The 22537-nt window shown below is 62.9% G+C and carries 25 protein-coding genes; 8 read left to right on the plus strand and 17 right to left on the minus strand.

Translation table 11 applies throughout. The features are described 5' to 3' along the window. Positions 1 to 6 precede the first annotated feature (6 nt). The 4 genes from JFC13_RS14010 to JFC13_RS14025 all read right to left on the minus strand — a co-directional run bounded on the left by JFC13_RS14010 (position 7) and on the right by JFC13_RS14025 (position 2564). Complete coding sequence (locus tag JFC13_RS14010; RefSeq protein WP_198397693.1) at positions 7 to 552, minus strand: hypothetical protein; 546 nt, start codon at positions 550 to 552, stop codon at positions 7 to 9. Positions 553 to 627: 75 nt separating this feature from the next. Then, positions 628 to 948: a putative quinol monooxygenase gene (locus tag JFC13_RS14015; RefSeq protein WP_198397694.1), complete on the minus strand. Its 321-nt coding sequence runs from the start codon at positions 946 to 948 to the stop codon at positions 628 to 630. Between the two features lie 126 nt (positions 949 to 1074). Then, positions 1075 to 1677, minus strand: a complete 603-nt coding sequence (locus tag JFC13_RS14020; RefSeq protein WP_198397695.1) for a class I SAM-dependent methyltransferase — start codon at positions 1675 to 1677, stop codon at positions 1075 to 1077. Then, entirely contained in the window at positions 1674 to 2564 is an 891-nt protein-coding gene (locus JFC13_RS14025) for a LysR family transcriptional regulator (RefSeq protein WP_198397696.1), read from the minus strand. The genes JFC13_RS14020 and JFC13_RS14025 overlap by 4 nt, the downstream gene beginning before the upstream one ends. Positions 2565 to 2653: 89 nt before the next feature. On the opposite strand from JFC13_RS14025, the gene JFC13_RS14030 reads away from it, so the two are divergent. The 3 genes from JFC13_RS14030 to JFC13_RS14040 all read left to right on the plus strand — a co-directional run bounded on the left by JFC13_RS14030 (position 2654) and on the right by JFC13_RS14040 (position 5862). Further along, positions 2654 to 3964, plus strand: a complete 1311-nt coding sequence (locus tag JFC13_RS14030; RefSeq protein ID WP_332839421.1) for an NAD(P)/FAD-dependent oxidoreductase — start codon at positions 2654 to 2656, stop codon at positions 3962 to 3964. An 84-nt stretch (positions 3965 to 4048) separates the two neighbouring features. Continuing rightward, positions 4049 to 5587 (plus strand): L-piperidine-6-carboxylate dehydrogenase, encoded by a 1539-nt coding sequence (amaB, locus tag JFC13_RS14035; protein ID WP_198397697.1) that lies wholly within the window; start codon positions 4049 to 4051, stop codon positions 5585 to 5587. Positions 5588 to 5619: 32 nt separating this feature from the next. Continuing rightward, on the plus strand, positions 5620 to 5862 hold the full coding sequence (locus tag JFC13_RS14040) for a PLD nuclease N-terminal domain-containing protein (RefSeq protein ID WP_198397698.1): 243 nt from the start codon (positions 5620 to 5622) through the stop codon (positions 5860 to 5862). Here the strand turns inward: JFC13_RS14040 and JFC13_RS14045 are convergent, their stop codons facing one another. Further along, entirely contained in the window at positions 5863 to 6099 is a 237-nt protein-coding gene (locus JFC13_RS14045) for a hypothetical protein (protein WP_198397699.1), read from the minus strand. It abuts the gene before it with no gap. A 150-nt stretch (positions 6100 to 6249) separates the two neighbouring features. Between JFC13_RS14045 and map the strand changes: the two genes are divergently transcribed. The 3 genes from map to JFC13_RS14060 all read left to right on the plus strand — a co-directional run bounded on the left by map (position 6250) and on the right by JFC13_RS14060 (position 8976). Then, positions 6250 to 7017, plus strand: a complete 768-nt coding sequence (gene map / locus JFC13_RS14050) for a type I methionyl aminopeptidase (protein ID WP_198397700.1) — start codon at positions 6250 to 6252, stop codon at positions 7015 to 7017. 171 nt (positions 7018 to 7188) lie between these two features. Beyond that, entirely contained in the window at positions 7189 to 8541 is a 1353-nt protein-coding gene (radA, locus tag JFC13_RS14055; protein WP_198397701.1) for a DNA repair protein RadA, read from the plus strand. Positions 8542 to 8583: 42 nt separating this feature from the next. Then, the gene (locus JFC13_RS14060; RefSeq protein WP_232488633.1) at positions 8584 to 8976 is read left to right on the plus strand and encodes a VOC family protein; all 393 of its coding nucleotides are present in this window, start codon (positions 8584 to 8586) and stop codon (positions 8974 to 8976) included. Positions 8977 to 9003: 27 nt separating this feature from the next. Here JFC13_RS14060 and JFC13_RS14065 read toward each other — a convergent pair whose 3' ends face one another. After that, positions 9004 to 9780, minus strand: coding sequence for a hypothetical protein (locus JFC13_RS14065; protein ID WP_232488634.1), 777 nt, complete (start codon positions 9778 to 9780; stop codon positions 9004 to 9006). Between the two features lie 36 nt (positions 9781 to 9816). On the opposite strand from JFC13_RS14065, the gene JFC13_RS14070 reads away from it, so the two are divergent. Next, on the plus strand, positions 9817 to 10854 hold the full coding sequence (locus JFC13_RS14070) for an A/G-specific adenine glycosylase (RefSeq protein WP_198397702.1): 1038 nt from the start codon (positions 9817 to 9819) through the stop codon (positions 10852 to 10854). Positions 10855 to 10951: 97 nt separating this feature from the next. On the opposite strand, the gene JFC13_RS14075 is transcribed toward JFC13_RS14070, so the two are convergent. Together JFC13_RS14075 and JFC13_RS14080 are read right to left on the minus strand one after the other, a co-directional pair. Next, on the minus strand, positions 10952 to 11536 hold the full coding sequence (locus tag JFC13_RS14075; RefSeq protein ID WP_198397703.1) for an amino-acid N-acetyltransferase: 585 nt from the start codon (positions 11534 to 11536) through the stop codon (positions 10952 to 10954). 95 nt (positions 11537 to 11631) lie between these two features. Further along, a complete protein-coding gene (locus tag JFC13_RS14080; protein ID WP_198397704.1) occupies positions 11632 to 14184 on the minus strand; it encodes an ATP-dependent Clp protease ATP-binding subunit in 2553 nt (850 codons plus the stop codon). A gap of 311 nt (positions 14185 to 14495) precedes the next feature. Between JFC13_RS14080 and JFC13_RS14085 the strand changes: the two genes are divergently transcribed. Further along, positions 14496 to 14720: a hypothetical protein gene (locus JFC13_RS14085; protein ID WP_198397705.1), complete on the plus strand. Its 225-nt coding sequence runs from the start codon at positions 14496 to 14498 to the stop codon at positions 14718 to 14720. Positions 14721 to 14735: 15 nt separating this feature from the next. Here JFC13_RS14085 and JFC13_RS14090 read toward each other — a convergent pair whose 3' ends face one another. The 9 genes from JFC13_RS14090 to folP all read right to left on the minus strand — a co-directional run bounded on the left by JFC13_RS14090 (position 14736) and on the right by folP (position 22529). Next, positions 14736 to 15074, minus strand: a complete 339-nt coding sequence (locus tag JFC13_RS14090; protein ID WP_143922051.1) for a histone-like nucleoid-structuring protein Lsr2 — start codon at positions 15072 to 15074, stop codon at positions 14736 to 14738. Further along, on the minus strand, positions 15040 to 15285 hold the full coding sequence (locus tag JFC13_RS14095) for a hypothetical protein (RefSeq protein WP_198397867.1): 246 nt from the start codon (positions 15283 to 15285) through the stop codon (positions 15040 to 15042). Before JFC13_RS14095 ends, JFC13_RS14090 begins: the two co-directional genes overlap by 35 nt. A gap of 4 nt (positions 15286 to 15289) precedes the next feature. After that, entirely contained in the window at positions 15290 to 16849 is a 1560-nt protein-coding gene (gene lysS / locus JFC13_RS14100) for a lysine--tRNA ligase (RefSeq protein WP_198397706.1), read from the minus strand. 82 nt (positions 16850 to 16931) lie between these two features. Then, complete coding sequence (locus tag JFC13_RS14105; RefSeq protein ID WP_198397707.1) at positions 16932 to 17837, minus strand: Rossmann-like and DUF2520 domain-containing protein; 906 nt, start codon at positions 17835 to 17837, stop codon at positions 16932 to 16934. Beyond that, a complete protein-coding gene (locus JFC13_RS14110) occupies positions 17834 to 19747 on the minus strand; it encodes a PH domain-containing protein (protein ID WP_198397708.1) in 1914 nt (637 codons plus the stop codon). The genes JFC13_RS14105 and JFC13_RS14110 overlap by 4 nt, the downstream gene beginning before the upstream one ends. Positions 19748 to 19749: 2 nt before the next feature. Further along, positions 19750 to 20250: a PH domain-containing protein gene (locus JFC13_RS14115; protein WP_198397709.1), complete on the minus strand. Its 501-nt coding sequence runs from the start codon at positions 20248 to 20250 to the stop codon at positions 19750 to 19752. After that, positions 20247 to 20708 (minus strand): DUF3180 domain-containing protein, encoded by a 462-nt coding sequence (locus JFC13_RS14120; protein ID WP_143922057.1) that lies wholly within the window; start codon positions 20706 to 20708, stop codon positions 20247 to 20249. Before JFC13_RS14120 ends, JFC13_RS14115 begins: the two co-directional genes overlap by 4 nt. A gap of 28 nt (positions 20709 to 20736) precedes the next feature. Next, entirely contained in the window at positions 20737 to 21666 is a 930-nt protein-coding gene (folK, locus tag JFC13_RS14125) for a 2-amino-4-hydroxy-6-hydroxymethyldihydropteridine diphosphokinase (RefSeq protein WP_198397710.1), read from the minus strand. Next, complete coding sequence (folP, locus tag JFC13_RS14130) at positions 21663 to 22529, minus strand: dihydropteroate synthase (RefSeq protein WP_198397711.1); 867 nt, start codon at positions 22527 to 22529, stop codon at positions 21663 to 21665. Before folP ends, folK begins: the two co-directional genes overlap by 4 nt. Between the last annotated feature and the right edge of the window lie 8 nt (positions 22530 to 22537).

Raw genomic sequence — 22537 nt, forward strand, 5'->3', positions numbered from 1 at the left:
CGGGAACTAGATCTGGGAGAGAAGACCCTTCAGGTCTGACCGCCATTCCTCAAGTCTCTCGGCGCTGGGCAGTTTGGAGACGGTGAGGACGAGGAGTGTCCTGTTCTCGTCCTTCGGTTCGGCGGCTGCCTCGAACTTGGTTCCGTCCTCGAGGTTCGCCCGCCAGAAGGAGCGCTTCTCCGTCGTCGACGTGCGTGCCTCACCGTCAAGGGTCAGACCTGCCAGCGTTCCCTCATCGATGAGGAAGGCGAATCGAGTGATGACGTCATCACGCTGACCGGTCACGGTGCGTGAGACCGCCACGTCGAAGGTGCCGTCAGCCCGCTGGCCCGGCACACGTCGGCCGATCTCCTGCTCATAGGCCACGACCGCGCCTTGGACCCACCAGCCGTGCTTCTCGATGACTCCGTCGAACTGCGGGTAGAGGGCGTCGGCGAGTTCCTTGTGACTCGCCGACGCTCCCCCGGCCGCTTCGAGGCGGGCCTTGGTATCCGCCCACGGTTCGCCGAGAGCCTTCTCGATTGCCGCCACATTCATCGCCTTGGTCACCATGAGTGAAGTCTAAGCAACTATCGCCCAGCCGTGAATGCTCAGCGGGCCGATAATGCGCAGCAATGCAGAAAGGCCTCAGTCGACCTGGAGTTCGCCCATCTCGTCCCAGCCTTCGCCGTCGATCTTGCGGGAGATGATCCTCGGCGTCGACACCAGGTGAGGGCGCATGGCTTCGAGACCCGCGGCGAAATGATCGCTCTTGACGTGGGGTTCTGCCCCTTCGTCGGTGAATGCTTCGACAAGGACGAACTCGTTGTCCTTCTCCAGGCTCTTGGACCATTCGAACCACAGGTTGCCCGGTTCCGAGCGCGTCGCCTCGGTAAAGGTGCGCACCGCCTCGGGGAATTCATCGACGCTCTCGGGCTTCACGTCGTACTTCACAACGATGAAAATCATGCTGACCGCTCCTGTGTTTGTGCGAATTCCGTCGGACCGTGTCGGCCCGACGCCACCAGCCAATCATGTTTCGGCCTGCGCTCCAAGAGCCACGTCTGCGCTCACTGCTTCGATGATCGTCCGCGATCACACACGTTCGGCGATGAGCACGAGGAAGCCGGAATCGGGCTCGAAGGGGTGGAGTTCCCAGGTGGACAGCTTGAGGTTGACGAGCATCCCGGTCGACTTCACATCATCGATGAAGTCTGCAAAGTCGTAGCCGCGGCCGGCCCCGAAGCCGGCGACGAAGCGTCCGCCTGATTTCAGGGTGGATCTGATGTTGCCCAGGGTCTGGCGACGTGAGGCGGGATCGAGGAATGACAGGACGTTGCCGGCGCAGAACGCCACGTCGATGTCGTTGATGCCCGCATCTGCGAAGTCGAATTCGGCCAAGTCGCCGGTGTGCCATTCACCGCTTGGGAAGTCCTCCTCGGCGACTGAGATGAGGAACTCATCGAGGTCGACGCCGTAGACGCTGTGCCCTTCGCTGATGAGCAGGCCACCGGCACGACCGGTACCGCAGCCGGCGTCGAGGATACGTGCTCCTCGCGGTGCCATCGCATTGACGAATCTCGCCTCTCCACCGATGTCGTGGCCGGAGGCGGCGAGTGTGCGCCACCGCTCGGCGTAGTTCGCGGAGTGGTCGGGATTGGTCTCACGGATGCGGTTCCACTGATGATCGAAGCTCATGGCCCCATCCTAGGACGAAAGACCTCGGCCACCACCTCGGCGACGGCTGCGACCGGATCTGCCGGATCCGGGGAGGTCAGCACGATGATCTCCCTGCCGCCCGCCTCGGCGATGGGATGCAGCTCGACGTCGGGCCCGCCCAGGGACATCATGATCGGCGTCGCCAGGGTCAGCCCGAGTCCCGTGCCTGCCAGGGCGAGCGCGACGGCGGTGTCGGTGACGATGTGGGTCTCCTTCGCAGCGATCCCCAGCGCCGAGGTGGCCAGTCGCATCGCTCGGCCGAAGAGCTCTTCGGCCGGCGGCAGAATCCAATCGGCCTCGGCCAAGGCCTGCCGTGTGGGACCCGGTGCGCCCGCGGGCACGGCGATGCCGAAGTCCTCACTGGCCACGGTCGTCCAGCTCAGGCCCCGCATCGGCGGCAGCGGCACGGCCGGATAGTTGATCCCGATGCCTAAGTCGATGGCTCCGTCGATGACGGCCGCCGACATGGTCTCGACATTGATCTCGCGGGCCCGGACCTCGATGTGCGGGTGCTGTTGGCCCAGGAGGCTCACAATGGCCGGCAATGCCCTCGTCGATGCCGAACCGAAGACGCCGAGCGTGACGATGGCCTCGCTGCGGAAGTCCCTGCCCAGCATCGCCATCTCTGCCTGCTTCTGGGCGGCGAGGATGCTTCGGGCGCGCGGAAGCAGCGTTCGGCCGGCTTCGGCGAGGACCATCCCCCTGCCTCGGCGAAGGAACAGCTCGGAACCGACCGCGCGGCGCAGGGCGCTCATGTGCTGCGAGACCGCCCCGATGCTGTAGCCCAACTGTTCCGCAGCTCGGGTCATCGACCCGAGCTCGGCCACCGTGACGAAGGTGCGCAGCTGCCCCAGAGTCCATGCCATGGCCACAGCCTAGCTGTTTTCAGGTTTCCTAAAAACAGTTTTCATGAACTCGCTCTTGTCCTTAAACGTGACTGGAACCACAATGGGCAGTGAACCGCAATACGCCGACATCGACGTCGGCGATTTCCGACTCTGCGGCGGCCAAGGACGGCCGCCGCAGCAGGAGACGAAAGAGGTGGAAGTTGGAGAGCACATCAACAGCCCCGACGAGCGCCGAGGTGGTCATCATCGGTGCCGGGGTCATGGGAGCATCCATCGCCTATCACCTGGCCAAACACGGCGTCCACGACATCGTCCTCGTCGAACGCGACGTCCCCGGTTCGGGGTCGACGTCGAAGGCCGCCGGCGGGGTGCGCAGCCAATTCTCCGATGAGGTCAACATCGCCCTGTCCACACGCAGCCTCGAGGTGCTGCGCACCTTCGAGAGCGAGTTCGGCGTCGACATCGATCTGGTGAGCAATGGGTACCTCTTCCTCCTCGATTCCGCCGAGGATGCCGAGACCTTCGCCGCCAACGTCGAACTCCAGCAGCGGATGGGTCTGGATTCCCGGATGCTCACCGTCGCCGAGGTGGCTGATCTGGCCCCGTACATCGACACAGAGGGACTCGTTGCCGGTGCCTTCAATCCCGGAGACGGTCATTGCACCCCTGAGGCCGTGGTGTCCGGATACGTGAATGCCGCACGGAACCTGGGCGTGCAGGTGCTCAAGAAGTGCGAGGTGACCGGGTTCGAAACCGCCGGCGGTGACGGTTCGGTGGGCAGCGACGGTTCGAACGGCGGTCGCAGAGTCAGCGCGGTGACGACCAGCAAGGGCAGGATCGAGTGTGCACAGGTCGTCTGTGCCGCCGGCGCCTGGTCCGGTCTCATCGGTGAGGCAGCCGGGGTCGATCTGCCGGTCAGGCCCCTGCGCCGCGAGATCATGGTCAGCGAACCCGTGGATGAAACGCAGCTGGGTATCGACCTGTCGCGGATGCCCTTCACCATCGACTTCTCCACGAGCTTCTACGTCCATCCGGAGGGTCCGGGCCTGCTCTTCGGATGCCCGGACGAGACGGACGTGTGGGAATTCGATGACAAGCGCAGCCCGGACTGGCTGCCCACCCTGGCAGAGCTCATCGAATCTCGGGCTCCGGCCTTGGGCGATGTCGAAGTCAAGCGCGGCTGGGCGGGACTCTACGAGATGACGCCCGATCACAATGCGCTCATCGGTGAGGCGGAGGAACTCGCAGGCTTCTTCTACGCCTGCGGATTCTCCGGCCACGGGTTCCTCATGGGCCCGGCCGTCGGGGAGGTCGTCGCTGACCTCATGACCGGACATCAGCCCTTCGTCGACGTCTCCGGTTTGGACAAACGACGCTTCGCCACCTCTGGCCTGCGCAAGGAGCTCAACATCGTCTGACGACCCCTCCCCCACTGCAATCGACCGTGACTCAACCACATCATCAGATTCCCGCTCACCAGAAGCACCAGCGAAAGGACAGCAATGACCGCATTGCCCACCGACCAGACCATCACCGATCTCCTCACCTCCGGGCTCAAGGCCTGCGGAGTCGAGGCGGCCGTGCTCAACGCCGGACCTGGAGCCCCGGCGAACCTGCCTGCCCGCTCCCCCATCACCGGCCAGAGCCTGGGCACGCTGGCTGCGGACACCAAGGAGTCCGTTGCAGACAAGATCTCAGCAGCCGCCGAGGCGTTCGCTGCCTGGCGTGACGTTCCCGCACCAGTGCGCGGCCAATTGGTGCAGCGCTGGGGGCAGCTGCTGGGCGAGCACAAGGAGGACCTCGCGAAGATCATCACGGTCGAGGCGGGCAAAACCCCGTCCGAGGCCGCCGGTGAGGTGCAGGAGATGATCGACATCTGCGAGTACGCCCTGGGCCAGTCCAGGCAGCTGTGGGGCAAGACCATGCCCAGCGAACGCCCCGGACACAGGCTCATGGAGACCTGGCATCCGCTCGGCGCCGTCGGCGTCATCTCGGCCTTCAACTTCCCTGTGGCCGTCTACTCCTGGAACACCGCACTGGCCCTGGTCGCCGGCGATGCCGTGGTGTGGAAGCCCTCGGAGAACGCCGTGCTCGCAGCCCTTGGCGCCCAGTCCCTTCTGGCCCGCGCCGCCGCTGAGGTGGGGGCACCGGAGGGACTCGTCCCTGTCCTCGTCGGCGGCAGGGACATCGGCGATGCCATGGTCCGCGATGAGCGCGTGGCCCTCGTCTCGGCCACCGGGTCGGTGCGCATGGGCCGCGAGGTCGGACCCGTCGTGGCCGAGCGCTTCGGTCGCCTCCTGTTGGAGCTCGGCGGCAACAATGGTGCGATCGTGGCCCCGAGTGCCGACATCGACCTGGCACTGCGCGGTGTCGTCTTCGCTGCCGCAGGAACCGCGGGACAGCGCTGCACCACGCTGCGCCGCCTCATCGTCCACGAATCCATCGCCGATGACTTCGTGGACAAGATCGTCGCCGCCTATAAGACCTTGAGCATCGGGTCTCCCACCGAGGACGGCGTGCTGGTGGGACCGCTCATCAATGAGGGCTCATTCGAGGCGATGCAGGCAGCCCTGAAACAGGCCGAATCGGAAGGCGGCACCGTCCTGACCGGTGGTGGGCGCGTCCTCGACGATGAACGACCCGAAGCACACTATGTGGAGCCGGCGGTCGTACGGATGCCTGCCCAGACCTCGGTGATGGAGTCGGAGACCTTCGCCCCGATCCTCTACGTCGTGACCTACAACGACCTCGACGAGGCGCTCGACATCCACAACGGGGTGCCACAGGGTCTGTCATCGGCGATCTTCACCTCGGAGCTGGCCGAGTCGGAGAAATTCCTGTCCCGATCCGACTGCGGCATCGCCAACGTCAATATCGGCACCTCCGGTGCGGAGATCGGCGGGGCCTTCGGTGGCGAGAAGGAGACCGGCGGCGGCCGCGAATCCGGCACCGACTCGTGGAAGGCCTACATGCGGCAGGCCACGAACACCGTCAACTATTCGGGTGAGCTCCCGCTGGCCCAGGGTGTGGAGTTCCTCTGAAGGTCACTTGTCAGATGAGATAGTCTGCTGACATGTCTGAGACTCCACTGCTCCCCGCTTGGTACGACTTCGCCTGGACCGCGCTCCTTCTCGTCGTCATCGGTCTGGCAGTTTGGTCATTGGTGTCGCTGGCTCAGTCGAAAGTCGATGCGCCCACCAAGCTGGCGTGGGCAGTATTCATCATCGCCTTACCGATTCTCGGATCGCTCGTCTGGCTCGACTATCGCCGCAGAAGTGTGGCGCAGCGCAAGCATTCCGATGAGTTGGCGCAATAGTCAGCGACGCTGTTCTGGCTCTTGATCAATGTCGTGAGAATTCGGGTGTCGGCCTTGGGCCGACGCCCGTTTTCTGTGCTTGAGGAGCAGCGACACGATTCCGACCGCAGCGGCGAGCGGGAACACGATGAGCTGAAGTATCCACGAGGCCGCGCCGTCCTGGAATGCTTCTGCTCCGGACATCATTGACATCCCGAAGGCATTGCCGAGGATGACGGCAACCACGATATCTCTCATGGTGCGGAACCTCCCTGGCTACAAGATTCCTTGCAATCAGATTCGCTTGCAGCTGTCTGCTTGATCACGGAAAGCAGGTGCGACCGCGACGGAAGGGACCAGAACGACTAAAGTTGCCAATGAGCCCGTGATGACTGAAGGAGAACACCTGTGATTGAGTTGAAGACACCCGCCGAGATCGACAAGATGGCGGTCACCGGCCGATTCGTCGCGAAGACACTGGCCGAATTGTCTTCGATCGCAGAACCGGGCATGAACATCATGCATCTGGAGAAGCGCGCCAGGAAACTCATCGAAGAGGCCGGCGCCGTCTCCTGCTATTGGGACTATGCACCATCATTCGGTGAGGGCCCCTTCCGAAACGTCATCTGCCTCTCGGTCAATGACGGGGTCCTCCACGGCAAGCCCCACGAATACGTGATGAAGGACGGCGACCTTCTGACCTTGGACTTCGCCGTGTCCATCGATGGCTGGGTCGCCGATGCAGCACGGTCCGTCATCGTCGGGAACGGCAGCGAAGAAGATCAGCGCCTCATCGACTCAACCTGGTCAGGACTCGAAGCCGGCATCTCCGCCGCCCAGCCGGGCAGCCGCCTCGGCGATATATCGAAAGCCATCGGCGATGTCGCCGATGAGCAGCGCATTCCGGTCAACCTCGACTTCGGCGGTCACGGACTGGGCCACACGATGCATGAGGATCCGCACGTGGCCAACCGCGGGAAGGGCGGACGCGGCCTGGTACTCAAGCCCGGTCTCACACTGGCGATCGAACCATGGTGGTCATTCACCTCGAAGAAGCTCTCCGTGGACAAGGACGGATGGACCCTGCGCTTGGCCGACGGATCGAACGGCGCGCATTCGGAGAACACGATCGCCATCACCGAGGATGGGCCCAGGATCCTCACCGCGCTGGACTGATCCCCGCCTCCACATGCAATCGGGCTCCCAACGACAGAGATCGTTGGGAGCCCGATTTCTATTGGACGATCGCCTCGATCAACGGGTCACCCGAGATCGGCTCCTGTGGCCCGGCAGTGATCTCTGCGTCTGCACCCCCTCCGTGTCAGTAGGGCGTGCCAGAATTGTTTTATGTCTTTCACCTGCACCGAATGCGGCTATTCGACCGTCAAGTGGCTGGGCCGCTGCCCCGAATGCCAGGCCTGGGGCACGCTCGAGGAGAAGGGCGCCGGCAAGTCCTCGGTCAAGACGAAGGTCAAGAAGTCCAGCGGTGCGAAGTCGATCAACCAGATCGACTCCACATTGGCCCAGGCGAAGACCACCTACGTCAGCGAATTCGACCGTGTCCTCGGCGGCGGGATCGTCCCCGGCGCCGTCGTTCTCCTCTCTGGCGAGCCCGGTGTCGGCAAGTCGACGCTGCTGCTCGATGTCGCGTCGCGCGTTGCTAAATTCGGGGCCAAGGTTCTCTACGTCACCGGTGAGGAATCGGCGGGGCAGGTGCGGCTGCGGGCCGAGCGCATCAACGCCCTCGAGGACTCCCTGCTGCTGGCTGCGGAGACCGACCTCGGCGCGGTCCTGGGCATGATCGAGGCAGAGGAGCCCGAAATGCTCATCGTCGACTCCATCCAGACCCTCGCCTCCTCCGAGATCGACGGGGTCCCAGGCGGGGTCACCCAGGTCAGAGAAGTGGCCGCGGCCCTGATCCGCGAGGCGAAGGCCAGGTCTCTGCCGACTGTGCTCGTCGGCCATATCACGAAGGACGGCACGATCGCCGGCCCCCGACTTCTCGAACACCTCGTCGATGTGGTGTGCAACTTCGAAGGGGAACGTCACTCCCGACTGCGTCTTCTGCGAGCCGTGAAGAACAGGTTCGGACCGACCGACGATGTCGGCTGCTTCGACATGGAGGAGAACGGCATCAAGAGCCTCGAGGACCCATCTGGCCTCTTCCTCTCCCGCAGCGGCAGCAATCCTCCAGGGACCTGTCTGACCGTGACGCAGGAAGGCAAACGTCCGCTCCTCGTCGAAGTTCAATCACTGATCACCGAGTCCGCCGGCGGGCAGTCCCGCCGGTCTGTCTCCGGCGTGGACTCCTCCCGTGTGGCGATGATGCTCGCCGTGCTCAGCCAGAAGATCGGAAGCATCAGTCTGGCCAAGTCCGATGTCTTCACCGCAACTGTCGGGGGCGCGAAATTGGCAGAACCGGCCAGCGACCTGGCGATCTGCCTCTCACTGGCCTCGGCCGCGATCGGAAAGTCGCTTGCCGCAAAATTCGTGGCTATCGGTGAGATCAGCCTCTCGGGCGAGATTCGCAATGTACCCAACCTCGGGCAGAGGCTCAATGAGGCGTCACGCCTGGGCATCACCCATGCGATCGTCGCCCACGGTGCGCTGCGCAACGTCTCCACCCCGCAGGGGATGCGCGTCAAGGAATGTGAACACGTTTCGGAGGCTGTCGAGTTACTTTTGGGAGGCAATCGGTAAAAATTTCGGGACATCTGCATGAAAATGGCGCATCCTGGAAGTATGACCACGACAGTCTTTCCCGCAATGAGGACCACAGACTCGGCCGCAACGACCGCTCTGCTGCTCGCGCTCGGTTTCACCGAGAGGCTCATCGTCAGGGACGAGTCTGATCCCGAGATCGTCGTCCGCGCCGAATACGCACTGGGCGAGACGGGCGGAATCATGTTCGGCTCCGTCCGCAATGACGGCTCGGCTCTGGACAGCGTCGGCGGGAGCTCTATCTACGTCGTCGTCGACACCGAACGGGAGGTCGACCGACTCTACGAGGAGATCGTCGACATGGGCCATGCGATCGTCCGCCCCGTGGCAACGCAGTCTCACGGCGGTCGGGAATTCGACTTCCGCGACCATGACGGCAATTCCTGGGGCGTGGGGTCCTACCGCGGAGCCTGACCAACAGCCGGCTGGGTCAGCAGGGATCTACTCCTCTGTTGACTTCTCTTCCGATGGCTTCTCGTCAGGCGCCTCGGACTCCTTTTCCTCCGACTTCTTGTCCTCGGCCTCTTTCTTCTCCTTGGCCTTGGTGGCGGCGTCCTTCTCCAGTTCGAACTTCGCTGGCTTACTCTTCTCATCGCCGAGTTTGACGACGAGCTCGTACTCCCCCGGTCCGAAGGACTTGTTCGTGCGATTGCAGTTCTTGTCGACCTGCACCCGATTCCATTCGAACTGAGCAGTCTTCTCAGACTCCGGCGCGAACTCGGTCGAGACTTCAGCGTTCTCGTCCTCATCGGCGGCGCAGAACTTCGATGACCAGACGACGTCACCGTTCTTCTCGACCAGGAACTCCTGCTCCTTGGTGCCGACCTCGATCAGGCATGTGGCCGTGTGGTTGTTCTCGATCACCATTTCGAACTTGGGCTTGGCCTCTTCTTTGAAGCTCTTCTTGTCGACCTTGGCTTTGAGTCCGACCTTCTCCTCGGGACACTTCCCACTTGCGGCCTTCTCGTCTGGGACCGGCGCTGCCGAGGTCGTGCTTGCCGACGGTGTCTCCTCGGCGACAGGTTCGTCTCTGCTGCCCCCACCCAGTCCTTTGACGATTCCGACGACGCCTAGCACCAATAGTGCGACCACCACGAGGCTGGCCACCAACAGCGCGTAACGTCGCCGACGGTACACGTGCGCTGGCAGCTTCCCGCTAGACTGGCGGGGCTGCCTGGCGCCGTTCTTCGGCTGCGAACCACGATTGGAAGGAGTCATCGCTTTGAGCCTAGGCCGAAGCGATTGAGCATCCAAATGACACACCGAGCCGCTTCCGAATCGAGATCTTCGCGCCGCGACTCTCCGTTCCCCACCGTCGCGAACGCGGACATCCACCACGTTCGCGAGACGATCATCACCTGGTTCGAAACCGCTGCTCGCCCTCTGCCTTGGAGAGATGCAGACACCAGCGCCTGGGCCGTCCTCGTCAGCGAGATCATGTCGCAGCAGACTCCAGTCTCCAGAGTCGAACCCCGGTGGCGGGAATGGATGCACAAGTGGCCGACGCCCGCAGATCTGGCACAGGCGCCCACCGCCGAAGTGCTCCACAGTTGGGACCGCCTCGGCTACCCACGAAGGGCACTGCGACTCCAGGAAGCCGCACGGGTGATCGCCGAGGAACTCGACGGTCACGTGCCGCAGACTGCGCAGGAACTCGAGCGTCTCCCCGGCATCGGTTCCTACACCGCAGCAGCTGTGGCCTCCTTCGCCCACGGTGAGCGCACCACCGTGCTCGACACAAATGTGCGCCGTGTTCTCATCCGGCTCTTCGCTGGCCGCGATCGTCCCTCAGCTTCACCGGGACGCACAGAGACCGAATGGGCCAGCCAGTTCGTTCCCGAGACAGATCACAAGCAGTGGAACGCCGGGGTCATGGAATTCGGGGCGCTCGTATGCACGGCCAGGAACCCCCATTGCGAGACCTGCCCGCTCAGCGACATGTGCGCCTGGCAGAAGGCGGGAAGGCCAGCCTCGGTGGTGAAGCCGAAGACACAGAAGTGGGCGGGCACGGACCGTCAGCTGCGCGGTGCCATCATGGATGTGCTCAAGTCCGCGCACGAACATTCCGACGGCAGCGACAATTTCGGCTGCGTCTCCGTCGATCTCTTCACCGCATCCACCGCCGAGGTGGATCTCAAGCTGCTCGACTCGCTCCCTTCACACACATCGACGAAGCTTGCGCAAGTACGGGAACTCAGCGCAGATGCAGACCGGATCTCCCGTCTCATCGGCGATCTGATCTCTGACGGTCTGGCAGCTCAGGACGGTGAGATGCTTCGTCTTCCCGGGTGAGCGCCGCTGCCGCTGCGCGCTTGGGCTCTCATATGCGCCCGAGGATACGGTCTCCATCGTCGAAGAGTTCATCTCGAAGTTCGACGGGAAGTGATCCTCACAGGAACTTGATCATCCGGGCGTTGCCCAGGGTATTGGGTTTGACGCGGGCGAGGTCCAGGAACTCTGCCACACCTTCGTCGGCGGAGTGCAGGAGTTCGACGTAGACCTCTGGGGAGACAGGGATGCCCTTGATCGGCTCGAATCCGAGTGCACCGAAGAATCCGGTCTCGAAGGTCAGGCAGAAGACCCTGTCGACGCCGATCGCCACGGCGTCTGCCAGGAGCTGCCGGATGAGGGCCTTGCCGACTCCGCGCCCCCGATAGGCCGGCGAGGTGGCAACGGTGCGCGCCTCCGCAAGGTCCGCCCAAATGATGTGCAGTGCCGCGCAGCCGGCCAGAACTTCGGTTCCGTCCGGCTGCGGATCCACCACCAGCCAGAATTCCTGCAGAGTCTCGAAATAGGTGACGGTGTCCTTGGCGAGCAGAATGCGCTCTTCGGCCAGCGGTGCGACCAATGCCTCAATCCCCTTGACGTCGCTCGTGCGCGCCCTGCGCAGGTAGAGCCCGCCGGGAAGGGAATGGTTGAAGTGATGGTCCGAGGAGACCTGGTGATGGTCGAAGTCGACTGGGGCTGAGCTCATATCTTCATTCAACACCATCGGCCAGTGGGCATGAAAAAGCCCGGGGACGCAGCTTGTGCTGTGCCCCCGGGCCTCTTCAACGCTCTAGGAGGAGATCAGGACGCGGAGCTTCCCGATCCGCTGCCGCCGGACGAACCGGCACCAGCGAGTTCTCCACCGGAACCGGAATCATCCGGACCGCTGGCGGCAATGCTCTCGGTCTCCACGCCCTCGAACGTGAATTCCGCTTCCTTGCCTTCTCCCTTGACGTCGACCTTGATGGTCTGACCGCTGCCGATCTCCTTGAACAGGATCTTCTCGGACAGGTGGTCTTCGATCTCGAGCTGGATCGTCCGACGCAGCGGACGAGCGCCCAAGACCGGATCGTAGCCACGGTCGGCCAACAGAATCTTGGCCGCATCGCTGACCTCGACCTTCATGCCCTGATCGGCCAGACGGGCGTCCAGACGTGCCAGGAACTGATCGACGATCTGCAGAATCTCTTCCTTGTTCAGCTGCGGGAAGACGATCGTGTCATCGACACGGTTGAGGAACTCGGGGCGGAAGTGCTGCTTGAGCTCCTCGTTGACCTTCTGCTTCATGCGCTCGTAGTTGTTGTTCGTGTTGCCCTCAACCTGGAAGCCCAGCTGCAGGCCACTCGAGATGTCTCGAGTACCCAGGTTGGTGGTCATGATGATGATGGTGTTCTTGAAGTCCACCTCACGACCCTGCGAGTCGGTCAGACGGCCATCTTCAAGGATCTGCAGCAGCGAGTTGAAGATATCCGAGTGAGCCTTCTCCACCTCGTCGAAGAGGACCACTGAGAACGGTTTGCGACGGACCTTCTCCGTCAGCTGGCCGCCCTCTTCGTAGCCAACATAGCCGGGAGGAGAACCGAAGAGTCGGGACACGGTGTGCTTCTCCGAGTACTCCGACATGTCCAGGCTGATGAGCGAATCCTCATCACCGAACAGGAACTCCGACAGAGCCTTCGCCAACTCGGTCTTGCCGACACCGGTGGGACCAGCGAAGATGAACGAGCCGGAGGGGCGCTTCGGATCCTTCAGGCCCGCACGGGTCCGGCGGATGGCACGGGAGATCGACTTGACCGCGTCGTTCTGCCCGATGATGCGCTTGTGCAGCTCGTCTTCCATCCGCAGCAGACGCGAGGACTCTTCCTCGGTGAGCTTGAAGATAGGAATACCGGTGGCTGCAGCCAGCACCTCGGCGATCAGCTCCGCGTCGACGACCGCAGAGGTGTCCTTGCCGCTCTTGCGCCAGGCTTCGGTCTGTTCGTCCTTGTCCTGCTGCAGCTTCATCTCGGAGTCACGCTCAGATGCCGCGAGCTCAAAGTCCTGAGCGTCGATGGCGGCTTCCTTGCGGTGACGGGCCTCGAGGATCTGCTCCTCCAGGTCGCGGATCTCCTGCGGCACCGACAGACGCGAGATGCGCAGCTTGGCGCCTGCTTCGTCGATGAGGTCGATTGCCTTGTCCGGCAGGTACCTGTCGTTGACATAGCGATCCGACATGTTCACGGCAGCCGAAAGTGCACCCTCCGTGATCGTCACCTTGTGGTGCGCCTCGTACTTGTCGCGCAGACCCTTGAGGATCTCGATCGAATGCGCCAGCGATGGTTCAGGAACCTGAATCGGCTGGAAGCGACGTTCGAGTGCAGCGTCCTTCTCGATGTGCTTGCGGTACTCGTCGAGAGTCGTCGCACCGATGGTCTGCAGCTCGCCTCGCGCCAGCATGGGCTTGAGAATCGAAGCAGCGTCGATGGCACCTTCAGCGGCACCCGCACCCACCAGAGTGTGGATCTCGTCGATGAAGAGGATGATGTCGCCGCGTGTGCGGATCTCCTTGAGGACCTTCTTCAGGCGTTCCTCGAAGTCACCGCGGTAGCGGGAGCCCGCCACCAGTGAACCGAGGTCCAAGGTGTAGAGCTGCTTGTCCTCGAGAATCTCCGGAACTTCGCCGTTGACGATCGCCAAGGCAAGTCCTTCGACCACTGCGGTCTTGCCGACACCGGGTTCACCGATGAGGACAGGGTTGTTCTTGGTCCGGCGGGACAGGATCTGCATCACGCGCTGCATCTGCTCGTGCCGGCCGATGACCGGATCGAGGTTGCCTTCGCGGGCGGCTGCGGTCAGGTTCGTTCCGAACTGGTCGAGGACGAGCGAACCGGATGGGGTTCCCTCCTCGCGACCACCTGCGGAGACGGGCTCCTTGCCCTGGTAGCCCGACAGAAGCTTGATGACTTCCTGGCGGACTCGTCCCAGATCGGCGCCCAGCTTGACGAGCACCTGTGCGGCAACGCCTTCACCCTCGCGGATCAGACCGAGCAGGATGTGCTCGGTTCCGATGTAGCTGTGTCCCAGCTGCAGCGCCTCACGGAGGCTGAGCTCGAGGACCTTCTTGGCACGCGGGGTGAACGGGATGTGCCCGCTCGGTGCCTGCTGCCCCTGTCCGATGATCTCCTGGACCTGGTCGCGCACCTGCTCGAGGGAGATGTCCATTCCCTCGAGTGCTTTGGCTGCCAGGCCCTCGCCCTCGTGGATCAGCCCGAGCAGGATGTGCTCGGTTCCGATGTAGTTATGTTTGAGTAGTTTGGCTTCTTCCTGGGCAAGCACTACCACTCGGCGTGCTCGGTCAGTGAACCGCTCGAACATATTCACCCTCCTCGGTCTTGTTATTCTTTAGAGCCTAACGACCATTGGCCACGATCTATTGCACGTTTCGCCATCAGCCGAAACCGTTTGGCTGTGGGCGAAATTCGGTGTTCGCCCCTTCGTCACTCCTCTGCACGACATACTGCCGACTCGTCCTACGCAGATTCCGGTTCTCCGTGTCTCTGAGGTGTGTCGATTCCATCCTTCGCAACGGGAAATCGAGATACTCCATAGATTGCTGCGGTCATAGATTACCGCGGACGGGAATTGAGTAAATCGTCTAACTTTACTGTCGGCGGTCAAGTGACAACGTGATTGCAGTCAGCCGTCATATTCGACAACGGCGCTGGGACGTCATCCGCTCCAACGTCATTCGCGGGGTGGATATTCCGGTGCCGACTCCGGAAGCCCGGCTTGCGAAACTCATCAGCAAAAACACTGAAGGACCAACGGTTCAACCGTTGGTCCTTCAGAAAGCGATTATCGAATCAGTCGCAATCATCGATTCGCTATACCGCTTCAGTTATCGGCGGTGACTGGATTGAGGCGGATCAGCTGTCTGCAGCTTCGTATGCCTGGACGATTTCAAGCGGAATGCGTCCGCGATCGCCCAGCTGGTAACCGTTTGCCTGTGCCCATTCGCGGATCTTGGCAGTGTCGCGCTTCGGGCCCGCGGTGGAGCCAGCCCCTGCACGACGTCCACGGCCACCCGGGTTGGCTACCCGACGAGCCTTGGCGATGAACGGGGCGAACGTTTCACGGAGCTTTTCGGCATTCTCTGTCGACAGTTCGAGTTCGTAGGTACCTTGGTCGAGGCTGAAGCGAACGGTTTCCGACGCCTCCGAGCCATCGAAATCATCCGTGAGAACGAGTCGCATCTCCCTTGCCATGTTCACTCTTTTCATAATCAGAAGTATTTGTCGCAGTCAGCTTAACATCTGATTCATGATTATCGCCTAATTCGCTAACCTCATGCTCTGAATAGAATTTATCGATCTGCTCTCGTTCGGTCCGATCTGCACGCAGGATGTTTCTCATCACGTACCAGAACAGCAAACCAACACAGATCGAAGGCAATAGTGCCTTCATCAGATCCATCATGTGCTCAACCTTCCTCAGCCATTTCCGAATTACCGGAGGCAATTGGCTTCGTGAATGGGAAGAGAATCGTTTCTCGAATTCCCAGGCCGGTCAAAGCCATGAGCAGACGATCAAGTCCCATTCCCATACCGCCGGTCGGCGGCATTCCGTGTTCCATCGCGGTGAGGAATTCCTCGTCGAGCCCCATCGCCTCTTCATCACCCTTGGCCGCGTCGGCCGCCTGAGCCTCGAACCGTTCACGCTGAATGACCGGGTCGACGAGCTCGGAATAGCCTGTGGCCAATTCGAAGCCGCGAACATAGAGGTCCCACTTCTCCACGACGCCCTTCTTGGTCCGGTGTTCACGAACCAGAGGTGAGGTGTCGACGGGGAAGTCGGTGACGAATGTCGGCACCCACAGCTTGTCCTGGTAGAAGTGCTCCCACAACTCCTCGACATACTTGCCGTGTGAGCGGAATACTCCACCCAGGTCGACGTTGTTATCGGCTGCGATCTTGTCCAGGACGTCGAGTCCGGTCTCCGGGGTGACTTCGACTCCGGATTCCGCGGACAGGGTCTCGTACATGCTGACCACGGGCCAGTCACCGCCGAAGTCGTAGTCCTCACCGTCTCCCAACTTCACCACGAGAGAACCGGTGGCGTCCTGTGCCGCGTTCTGGACCAGCGTCTTCGTCAGTTCGGCGATCGAGTGGTAGTCGCCGTAGGACTGGTACGCCTCGAGCATCGCGAACTCCGGTGAGTGCGTGGAGTCGGCACCTTCATTGCGGAAATTGCGATTGATCTCGAAGACGTTCTCGATGCCGCCGACGATCGCCCGCTTGAGGAAGAGCTCCGGCGCGATGCGCAGGAACATATCGATGTCATAGGCATTCATATGTGTCTTGAATGGCCGTGCTGCAGCTCCACCGTGCATGAACTGGAGCATCGGAGTCTCGATCTCGACGAACTCCTGTTCTGCGAACGTCCGACGCAGGGACGACATGACCTCTGCCCGGGCCAGCATGTTCTTCCGTGCGTCTTCGCGGGTGATCAGATCGAGGTAGCGCTGACGCACACGAGTATCTTCGGCCAGTTCGGTGTGCAGGCCCGGCAGCGGACGCAGCGCCTTGCTGGCCATCGTCCAGGAATCGGCGAGCACAGAGAGTTCGCCGCGTTTGGACTTGATGACCTTGCCATGGACGAACAGGAAGTCGCCCAGATCGACGTCGGTCTTGAAATCGCCGAGTCGTTCCTCCCCCACTTCACGCAGAGACAGCATGCCCTGAAGGCGCGTCCCGTCACCCGACTGCAGGGTCACGAAGCAGAGCTTGCCCGTTGTCCGGACGAACACGACACGGCCGACGACGCCGACGATGTCCTCGGTCTCGTCACCGGCTTCCAGCCCGTCATGCGCGGCATGAACCTCGGCGAGGGTGTGCGTGCGAGGAATTCCGACCGGATAGGCATCGGTGTCGGAGTCTAAGAGCCGCTGGCGCTTTTCCTTTCGGATCCGGATCTGTTCGGGATCGAGATGCTCGGGTGAAAGGTCTGCGTTTTCGGGCGTGTTCGACTCGGTATCTGCCATACCCTCCAGGCTACCGTGAGCGCGGCCCCAGGGGGAATTCGCAAACGACCACCGGCCCCGGCACACAGTTCCAGCACGTCGTTCAGTCCAGACGGGACAGGATCTCCTGCGCCTGCGACTGCGTGATCCGTCCCAAGCTCAGCGCCTTGGCGGTCGTCGATCTGGCCAGCGCTATGTAGCTGTTGCGAGCCGCGGGGCTGGAGACGTTGAGACTGAACTCACTGAGCGCTGCCAGGTGCGCGGAGACCGTGCCCACGTCTCCGCGGCTGACGGGCCCGGTCAGGGCCTTCGGACCGTTCTGCAGGGTGTTCGTCACGCTCGCGTCGACGAGGGCTGTGAGCACACGTGAAGGGTCACTGACTCCCGCCTCGGCGAGCATCTCCATCGCTTCGCTGATGATCGTTATCGAGTGGTTGGAGGCGTGGGTGATGGCTGCATGGTAGAGCGGACGGTCGGCCTCGGCCACGTCAATCGGCTCGGCGCCCATTTCGACGACGAGCGCCTGGCCCACAGGACGGATCGGTGCAGGTGCGGTCACGGCGATCGTCGACTGCCGCAGGCGTGGAAGATCGACTGCGGTGCCGGTGAAAGACAGCGATGGATGCAGTGCGATCGGCAGCGCACCGAGGCTGGTTCCGGCTTCGAGGACGTCCGTTCCGTACCGGCCCGAGCAGTGAACAAGGATCTGCCCCGAATGGATTCGTGACACCTTCGCCAGACCGCTGACGAGGGATTCGATCTCATCGTCAGGGACGGTCAGGAGCAGAAGCTCGGCACGGTCTGCGACATCGTCCGGTGGCAGGACCGGTACTCCTGGCAGCATCTCCTCGGCCCGTTGCAGGCTGGTCGCCGAGGTGGCACTGACACCGATGATGGCATGACCGGCCTCGCGCCAGGCAGCTCCGATGGTCGCGCCGACCTTCCCACAGCCGATGATTCCGATTCCCAGACGAGGGGCTCCGTCTTGGCCCATACCTGCTTGGCTCATGGCCTGCCTTCCTTGGCCCTGCGGGCTTCCTCGTCGTAACGCTGCCGCGCGAGCCGCGTGCGCTCGGAGTGCTCGCTGAAGAACCGCTTCGCGTCGTCGACACTCTGATGGGTGACGCGGGGGTCGATGGGACCAGCCGTGGAGTGCACGGCGACCGTGCCCAGACCGAGCGCGCGCATGAGCGGACCCTGGTGATAGCTCATCGACTGCACGCGCACATGCGGCACGAAGTCGACTCGACGGTCAAGGACACCCATTCGCAGCACGAGCAGTGAACCGGTCACGACATAGGCCCGCCGCTTCCACACCAAGGGGTCGATGAGCCTGGAGGAACGGGGCTGACCGTGGAAGAGCTCTTCTGCGGCTTCGGCCTGCGGGTCCTCGGACTTGCGGTCGTACATGGCTGATCGCACCAGGGTCGCGGCGCTGACCTCGTCTGGCATCTGCGGATCCGGGAGCGCGAGTCCGACCATGAGCCGTGCCTGGTCGATATCGCCGACGGGCAGCAGTATGTTCGTCTCGCCCGAGCCTCCGGCGCTGGCGAGGTTGTATTCGACCTTCCACCAACCGGCCCACCGCCACAGCAGCGGCTGATGGAGGCAGACGGCCTGCAGACGGTCGAGTGGGATCACCTTGCGGGAGGTGGAGACGAGCCCGTGGTTGACGGCCAGTCCGTTCTCTCCCAGTTTGACCACGAAGTTCGCGTTGTCGAGGTTCTTCCTGAAGGCGGAGAAAGCTGCGAAGAGGCCGGGGATGACTGCGACGAGCATCGGGATGAAGGCCTCGGTCAGCCCCATAGCCAGGAGAACGATGGCTGCGGCGATGACGATAAGCACGACCAAGACCGAGATGATCGTCTCTGACTTCAACAGCGAGGAGACCACGACCCGGTGCACGGGCACGCGGACGATCTCGCCTTCGTCACTGATGTCGGCGGAGACATTGTATGGAGCCAGAAGTTCGTTGATGCTGGACTCCGCCTCCTGTGAGGCCCCTTCGGCCAGTGAGCCGAGGCGTTTGCTCAGGCGTACGCCGATGCTGTCATCGCGACGTTCGGGTACGCTGCGATCGATGGCGGGCTCGGCACCGGAATCGGCTGGTGCACCCGTGGCTTCGGCATCGCCGGAAGCTCGGGGTTCGGTTCCGGCGGGCACACCGACGGCGCCCGGAGCTGTGCCAGGGACCGACTCGGCGGATCCTCCCGAGGCCGGGGTTCGCTCCCCCTGGTGAGCTCCTTGCCTCTTCTCGCGGACAGCGGTGAGAAGCTCGTCCCGCAGTCCCTCTGCACGCTTCTTCGACAGATACTTCAGGGAGATGTTGGAGTCGGTGCCTCCGGCGACGTCGAAGACGAGTTCCGCCATTCCCAGCAGTCGGGGTAGCAGCTTCTGCTGCAGGTCGATCGACTGCACGCGGTCGAGCCTGGCTTTGCGCAGCTTCTTCGACAGCAGACCGCGTCGATAGTAGATGGACTCGGAATCGATCCGATAGCCCATCACTCTCCAGGCCAACCAACTGAAGAGTGCGGTGATGAGGAGGATGAGAACGAGCCCTCCGACCCCGCCGAGGATGACGAGGGGGTGAGTGCGCAGCCAACCGGCGAATCCCAGGTCGACGCCATCGCCCCTGGCCAGGTTTTCGATGGCAGTCTGCGCAAAGTTCTGCAGACCGTAGGCGGCCGCGATGAAGATACCCACGAGCACGCCGAAGCTTTCGAGAATCGGTGTCAGAGGGTGGACTCTGTGCCACACCTCGGGAGCCGCCGCATCCTGGTCTGCGGGCTCAGCTGCCGGCTCGGTTGCGGGTTCAGCTGCGGGATCGGTAGAAGTTTCGGCTGCGGGTTCGCGCGCGGGTTCGGTCGCGGGATCACCTGTGGGTTCAGGAGGTTGGCCGTTCGGTCCGTCCTCGGTCATGCTCACAGCCCTGCCAAGTTGGCCTGGCCCAGGCCGGCGAGGCTGTCGCGCAGACGATCGGCCTCGGCGCGTGGCAATCCCGGAATGGTGGCATCTGTGGCCGCCGAGGCAGTATGAAGTTTGACGGTGGCCAGGCCGAACATGCGATCGAGGGGGCCGGCATCGACGTCGACGAACTGCAGACGTCCGTACGGGACGACCGTGGCCTTGTGGAACATGATGCCGCGCCGGATGAGGAGGTCGTCGGCCCTCTCGGCATAGCCGATGGCTTTGGCCTGACGGATGATGATGACGATGAGGAAGACGGTGAACGCCACAAGGCAGGCCCAGATCGCGTGCAGCCATGGAACTTCGGAAGTGAAGATGATGGCGAAGACGAGAGCCACGATGATCATCGGGACGAGCATCGTCAGAGTCGCGATCGTCTCCTTGAGACCGTATTTGGGACTGACCCGGTTGAAGTCGGCGTCTGTTCCGGACAGATAGTTGAATTCGCGGCTCATGCTGCTTCGGCTCCTGGTGGATCTTGAGGGGGCAGCTCGCAGAAGCCTTCGACGATCAGGCCGACGATCATCAACGCTGCGGCTGCGATCATAGCGAACAGCATACCTGCCGCCAAATCATTGCGGATGCCGGGTGCGGACAGGAAGTAGTAGGCGGCGTTGCCCATATACCAACCGGCCAGTCCGGCCCCTGTCAGGGCACTGGCCTTGGCCATGACGGCTACGCGGGCCGCTTGGAGAGGGTCGATCTCCTTGGTCCGGTCGCCGTCATTCCATTTCTTGATCGGCCAACCCAGGACCAGCAGGACTGCAGCGAGTATGAGCATACCGATGATGGCGAACCAGGGCAGCCCTGGCAGAGCGAAGCCCTGACTCTCCAGAAGCACGTCGACCGTCGGCGCCACCACGGCACCGATGACGGCCCAGATGACGAGAGTCCCCGACGATGTTCGCTGCATAGCTCCAAGTCTCTCAAACCCTGGCCCCTTATGGGGCCGGGATTCGCGTGATTTCCTGGTCGCCCAGCTCGCTCAGGACGGCGGTGATCGGTCGCGGACCGGTGGGTGTGCGGATTTCTGCGGCCGCATCGAGCTCGGCCCATGGTGCGAGGACGAATGCACGTTCGTGCGCCCGTGGGTGGGGCAGGGTCAGTGCGTCGGTGTCGAGGATGAGCTCTGCCGGCTCGGTGCCGAAGCGGATCAGGTCGATGTCGAGGGTGCGTGGTCCCCAGCGCAGTTCCCGGGTCCGGCCGCAGGCGACTTCGATTCCCTGTGCCACGGCCAGGAGCTGTGGGGCGGGCAGGCTGGTGGCCACGATGAGGCCCAGATTGAGGAAGTCGTTCTGTTCGACTCCGCCCCAGGGCGCGGTGCGATACAGGGAGGATCGCCTGAGCACGGTGATCTTGGGATGTCGATCGAGTGCGGCAACGGCCTGCTCGAGTGTGTCGGCCGCATCGCCGAGGTTGGCCCCGAGATTGAGGTAGGCCTCTGTCTCGGCCGACTCGGCCCCGGCAGGCTCATCATCGACCGTGTTGGCCGCGGCAGCGTCGGTGGTGTCGCGGGAACGGATGACGGTGACGCTGACGTCGTTGAAGCTGCGCTGGATCGGAGCTCCGGGCTTATGGACGACAACTTCGACATGTTCAGCCAGGCCCAGGCAGTGCTCGGCGATCCGGACGGCCAGGGTCTCGATGAGGTCGAAGGTGTTGTCTTCGACGATGTGTGCGACGTCTTCGGCCAGATCGCCGTAGTGGACGGTGTCGGCGATGTCGTCCGTGGCCGCGGCCCGCGATACGGAGGTGTGCAGGGTGGCGTCGATGACGAAGTCCTGGCCCTCACGCTTCTCGAAGTCGAAGACTCCGTGGTTGCCGCGGACTCTCAGCCCGCGCAGTTCGATCCGATCCGAACCGGCATTCATGCGTCTGCCTCCGCTGCACGCTCATTCGAAGTGCCCGCCGGGGCATATGAGTTCACGGCGTGAATGACCTTGGCCGCGATCGCCGAGGTGGAAGGTTCATGGACGCGCACCGCCCACGCTCCTGCCCTGGCCGACAGGGCCGAGATCGCGGCCGTGGCCTGATCCTTCGCCGACTCCTCGGCGAGTTTCGGGTCCTCCGGTGAGAGCAGGGTAGAGAGGAAGCGTTTGCGGCTGGCGGCGACGAGGAGCCGATGTTCCAGATCCGCAAACTCGTCGAGGGCTCCGAGGATCTGCCAGTTGTGTTCGGCGTTCTTCGAGAAGCCCAGGCCCGGGTCGAGGATGATGTTCTCATGCTTCACACCGACGGCCGTCGCTTCGTCGATTCTCGTCTTCAGCTCCGTGATCACCTCGGCGACGACATCGTCGTAGTGGAAGGACGCCGACGCACGGTCGAGGTAGCCTCGCCAGTGCATGAGCACGACCGGGGCTGCGGTCTCGGCGGCGACGGCCAGCATCGTCGGATCGGAGAGTCCCGCGGAGACGTCGTTGATGATGTGGGCGCCGACATCCAATGATGCCTCTGCGACCTTGGCTCGCATGGTGTCGACGCTGATGACGGCACCTGCAGCGGCCAGCTCTCTGATCACTGGGACGACGCGGCGCAGCTCCTCCGCCTCATCGACTCGAACTGAGCCGGGGCGAGTGGACTCCCCTCCGACATCGATGATGTCTGCGCCCGAGCGCAGCAGGTCGAAACCGTGGGCGATGGCGGCGTCGTGGTCGAAGTAGCGACCGCCGTCGGAGAAGGAGTCGGGCGTGACGTTGAGGACGCCCATGATCTTCGTGCGTTCCGGTGTGGGCATGTGCGACC

Source organism: Brevibacterium antiquum, assembly GCF_016107655.1.
Lineage (GTDB): Bacteria > Actinomycetota > Actinomycetes > Actinomycetales > Brevibacteriaceae > Brevibacterium > Brevibacterium antiquum.

Bases quoted from the DNA above. Each gene is read 5' to 3' on its own strand.
- JFC13_RS14010 (WP_198397693.1), bottom strand. From the start codon at position 552: ATGGTGACCAAGGCGATGAATGTGGCGGCAATCGAGAAGGCTCTCGGC.
- JFC13_RS14015 (WP_198397694.1), bottom strand. From the start codon at position 948: ATGATTTTCATCGTTGTGAAGTACGACGTGAAGCCCGAGAGCGTCGAT.
- JFC13_RS14020 (WP_198397695.1), bottom strand. From the start codon at position 1,677: ATGAGCTTCGATCATCAGTGGAACCGCATCCGTGAGACCAATCCCGAC.
- JFC13_RS14025 (WP_198397696.1), bottom strand. From the start codon at position 2,564: ATGGCATGGACTCTGGGGCAGCTGCGCACCTTCGTCACGGTGGCCGAG.
- amaB (WP_198397697.1), top strand. From the start codon at position 4,049: ATGACCGCATTGCCCACCGACCAGACCATCACCGATCTCCTCACCTCC.
- JFC13_RS14040 (WP_198397698.1), top strand. From the start codon at position 5,620: ATGTCTGAGACTCCACTGCTCCCCGCTTGGTACGACTTCGCCTGGACC.
- JFC13_RS14045 (WP_198397699.1), bottom strand. From the start codon at position 6,099: ATGAGAGATATCGTGGTTGCCGTCATCCTCGGCAATGCCTTCGGGATG.
- radA (WP_198397701.1), top strand. From the start codon at position 7,189: ATGTCTTTCACCTGCACCGAATGCGGCTATTCGACCGTCAAGTGGCTG.
- JFC13_RS14060 (WP_232488633.1), top strand. From the start codon at position 8,584: ATGACCACGACAGTCTTTCCCGCAATGAGGACCACAGACTCGGCCGCA.
- JFC13_RS14065 (WP_232488634.1), bottom strand. From the start codon at position 9,780: ATGACTCCTTCCAATCGTGGTTCGCAGCCGAAGAACGGCGCCAGGCAG.
- JFC13_RS14070 (WP_198397702.1), top strand. From the start codon at position 9,817: ATGACACACCGAGCCGCTTCCGAATCGAGATCTTCGCGCCGCGACTCT.
- JFC13_RS14075 (WP_198397703.1), bottom strand. From the start codon at position 11,536: ATGAGCTCAGCCCCAGTCGACTTCGACCATCACCAGGTCTCCTCGGAC.
- JFC13_RS14080 (WP_198397704.1), bottom strand. From the start codon at position 14,184: ATGTTCGAGCGGTTCACTGACCGAGCACGCCGAGTGGTAGTGCTTGCC.
- JFC13_RS14090 (WP_143922051.1), bottom strand. From the start codon at position 15,074: ATGGCAAGGGAGATGCGACTCGTTCTCACGGATGATTTCGATGGCTCG.
- JFC13_RS14095 (WP_198397867.1), bottom strand. From the start codon at position 15,285: ATGATGGATCTGATGAAGGCACTATTGCCTTCGATCTGTGTTGGTTTG.
- lysS (WP_198397706.1), bottom strand. From the start codon at position 16,849: ATGGCAGATACCGAGTCGAACACGCCCGAAAACGCAGACCTTTCACCC.
- JFC13_RS14105 (WP_198397707.1), bottom strand. From the start codon at position 17,837: ATGAGCCAAGCAGGTATGGGCCAAGACGGAGCCCCTCGTCTGGGAATC.
- JFC13_RS14110 (WP_198397708.1), bottom strand. From the start codon at position 19,747: ATGACCGAGGACGGACCGAACGGCCAACCTCCTGAACCCACAGGTGAT.
- JFC13_RS14115 (WP_198397709.1), bottom strand. From the start codon at position 20,250: ATGAGCCGCGAATTCAACTATCTGTCCGGAACAGACGCCGACTTCAAC.
- JFC13_RS14120 (WP_143922057.1), bottom strand. From the start codon at position 20,708: ATGCAGCGAACATCGTCGGGGACTCTCGTCATCTGGGCCGTCATCGGT.
- folK (WP_198397710.1), bottom strand. From the start codon at position 21,666: ATGAATGCCGGTTCGGATCGGATCGAACTGCGCGGGCTGAGAGTCCGC.
- folP (WP_198397711.1), bottom strand. From the start codon at position 22,529: ATGCCCACACCGGAACGCACGAAGATCATGGGCGTCCTCAACGTCACG.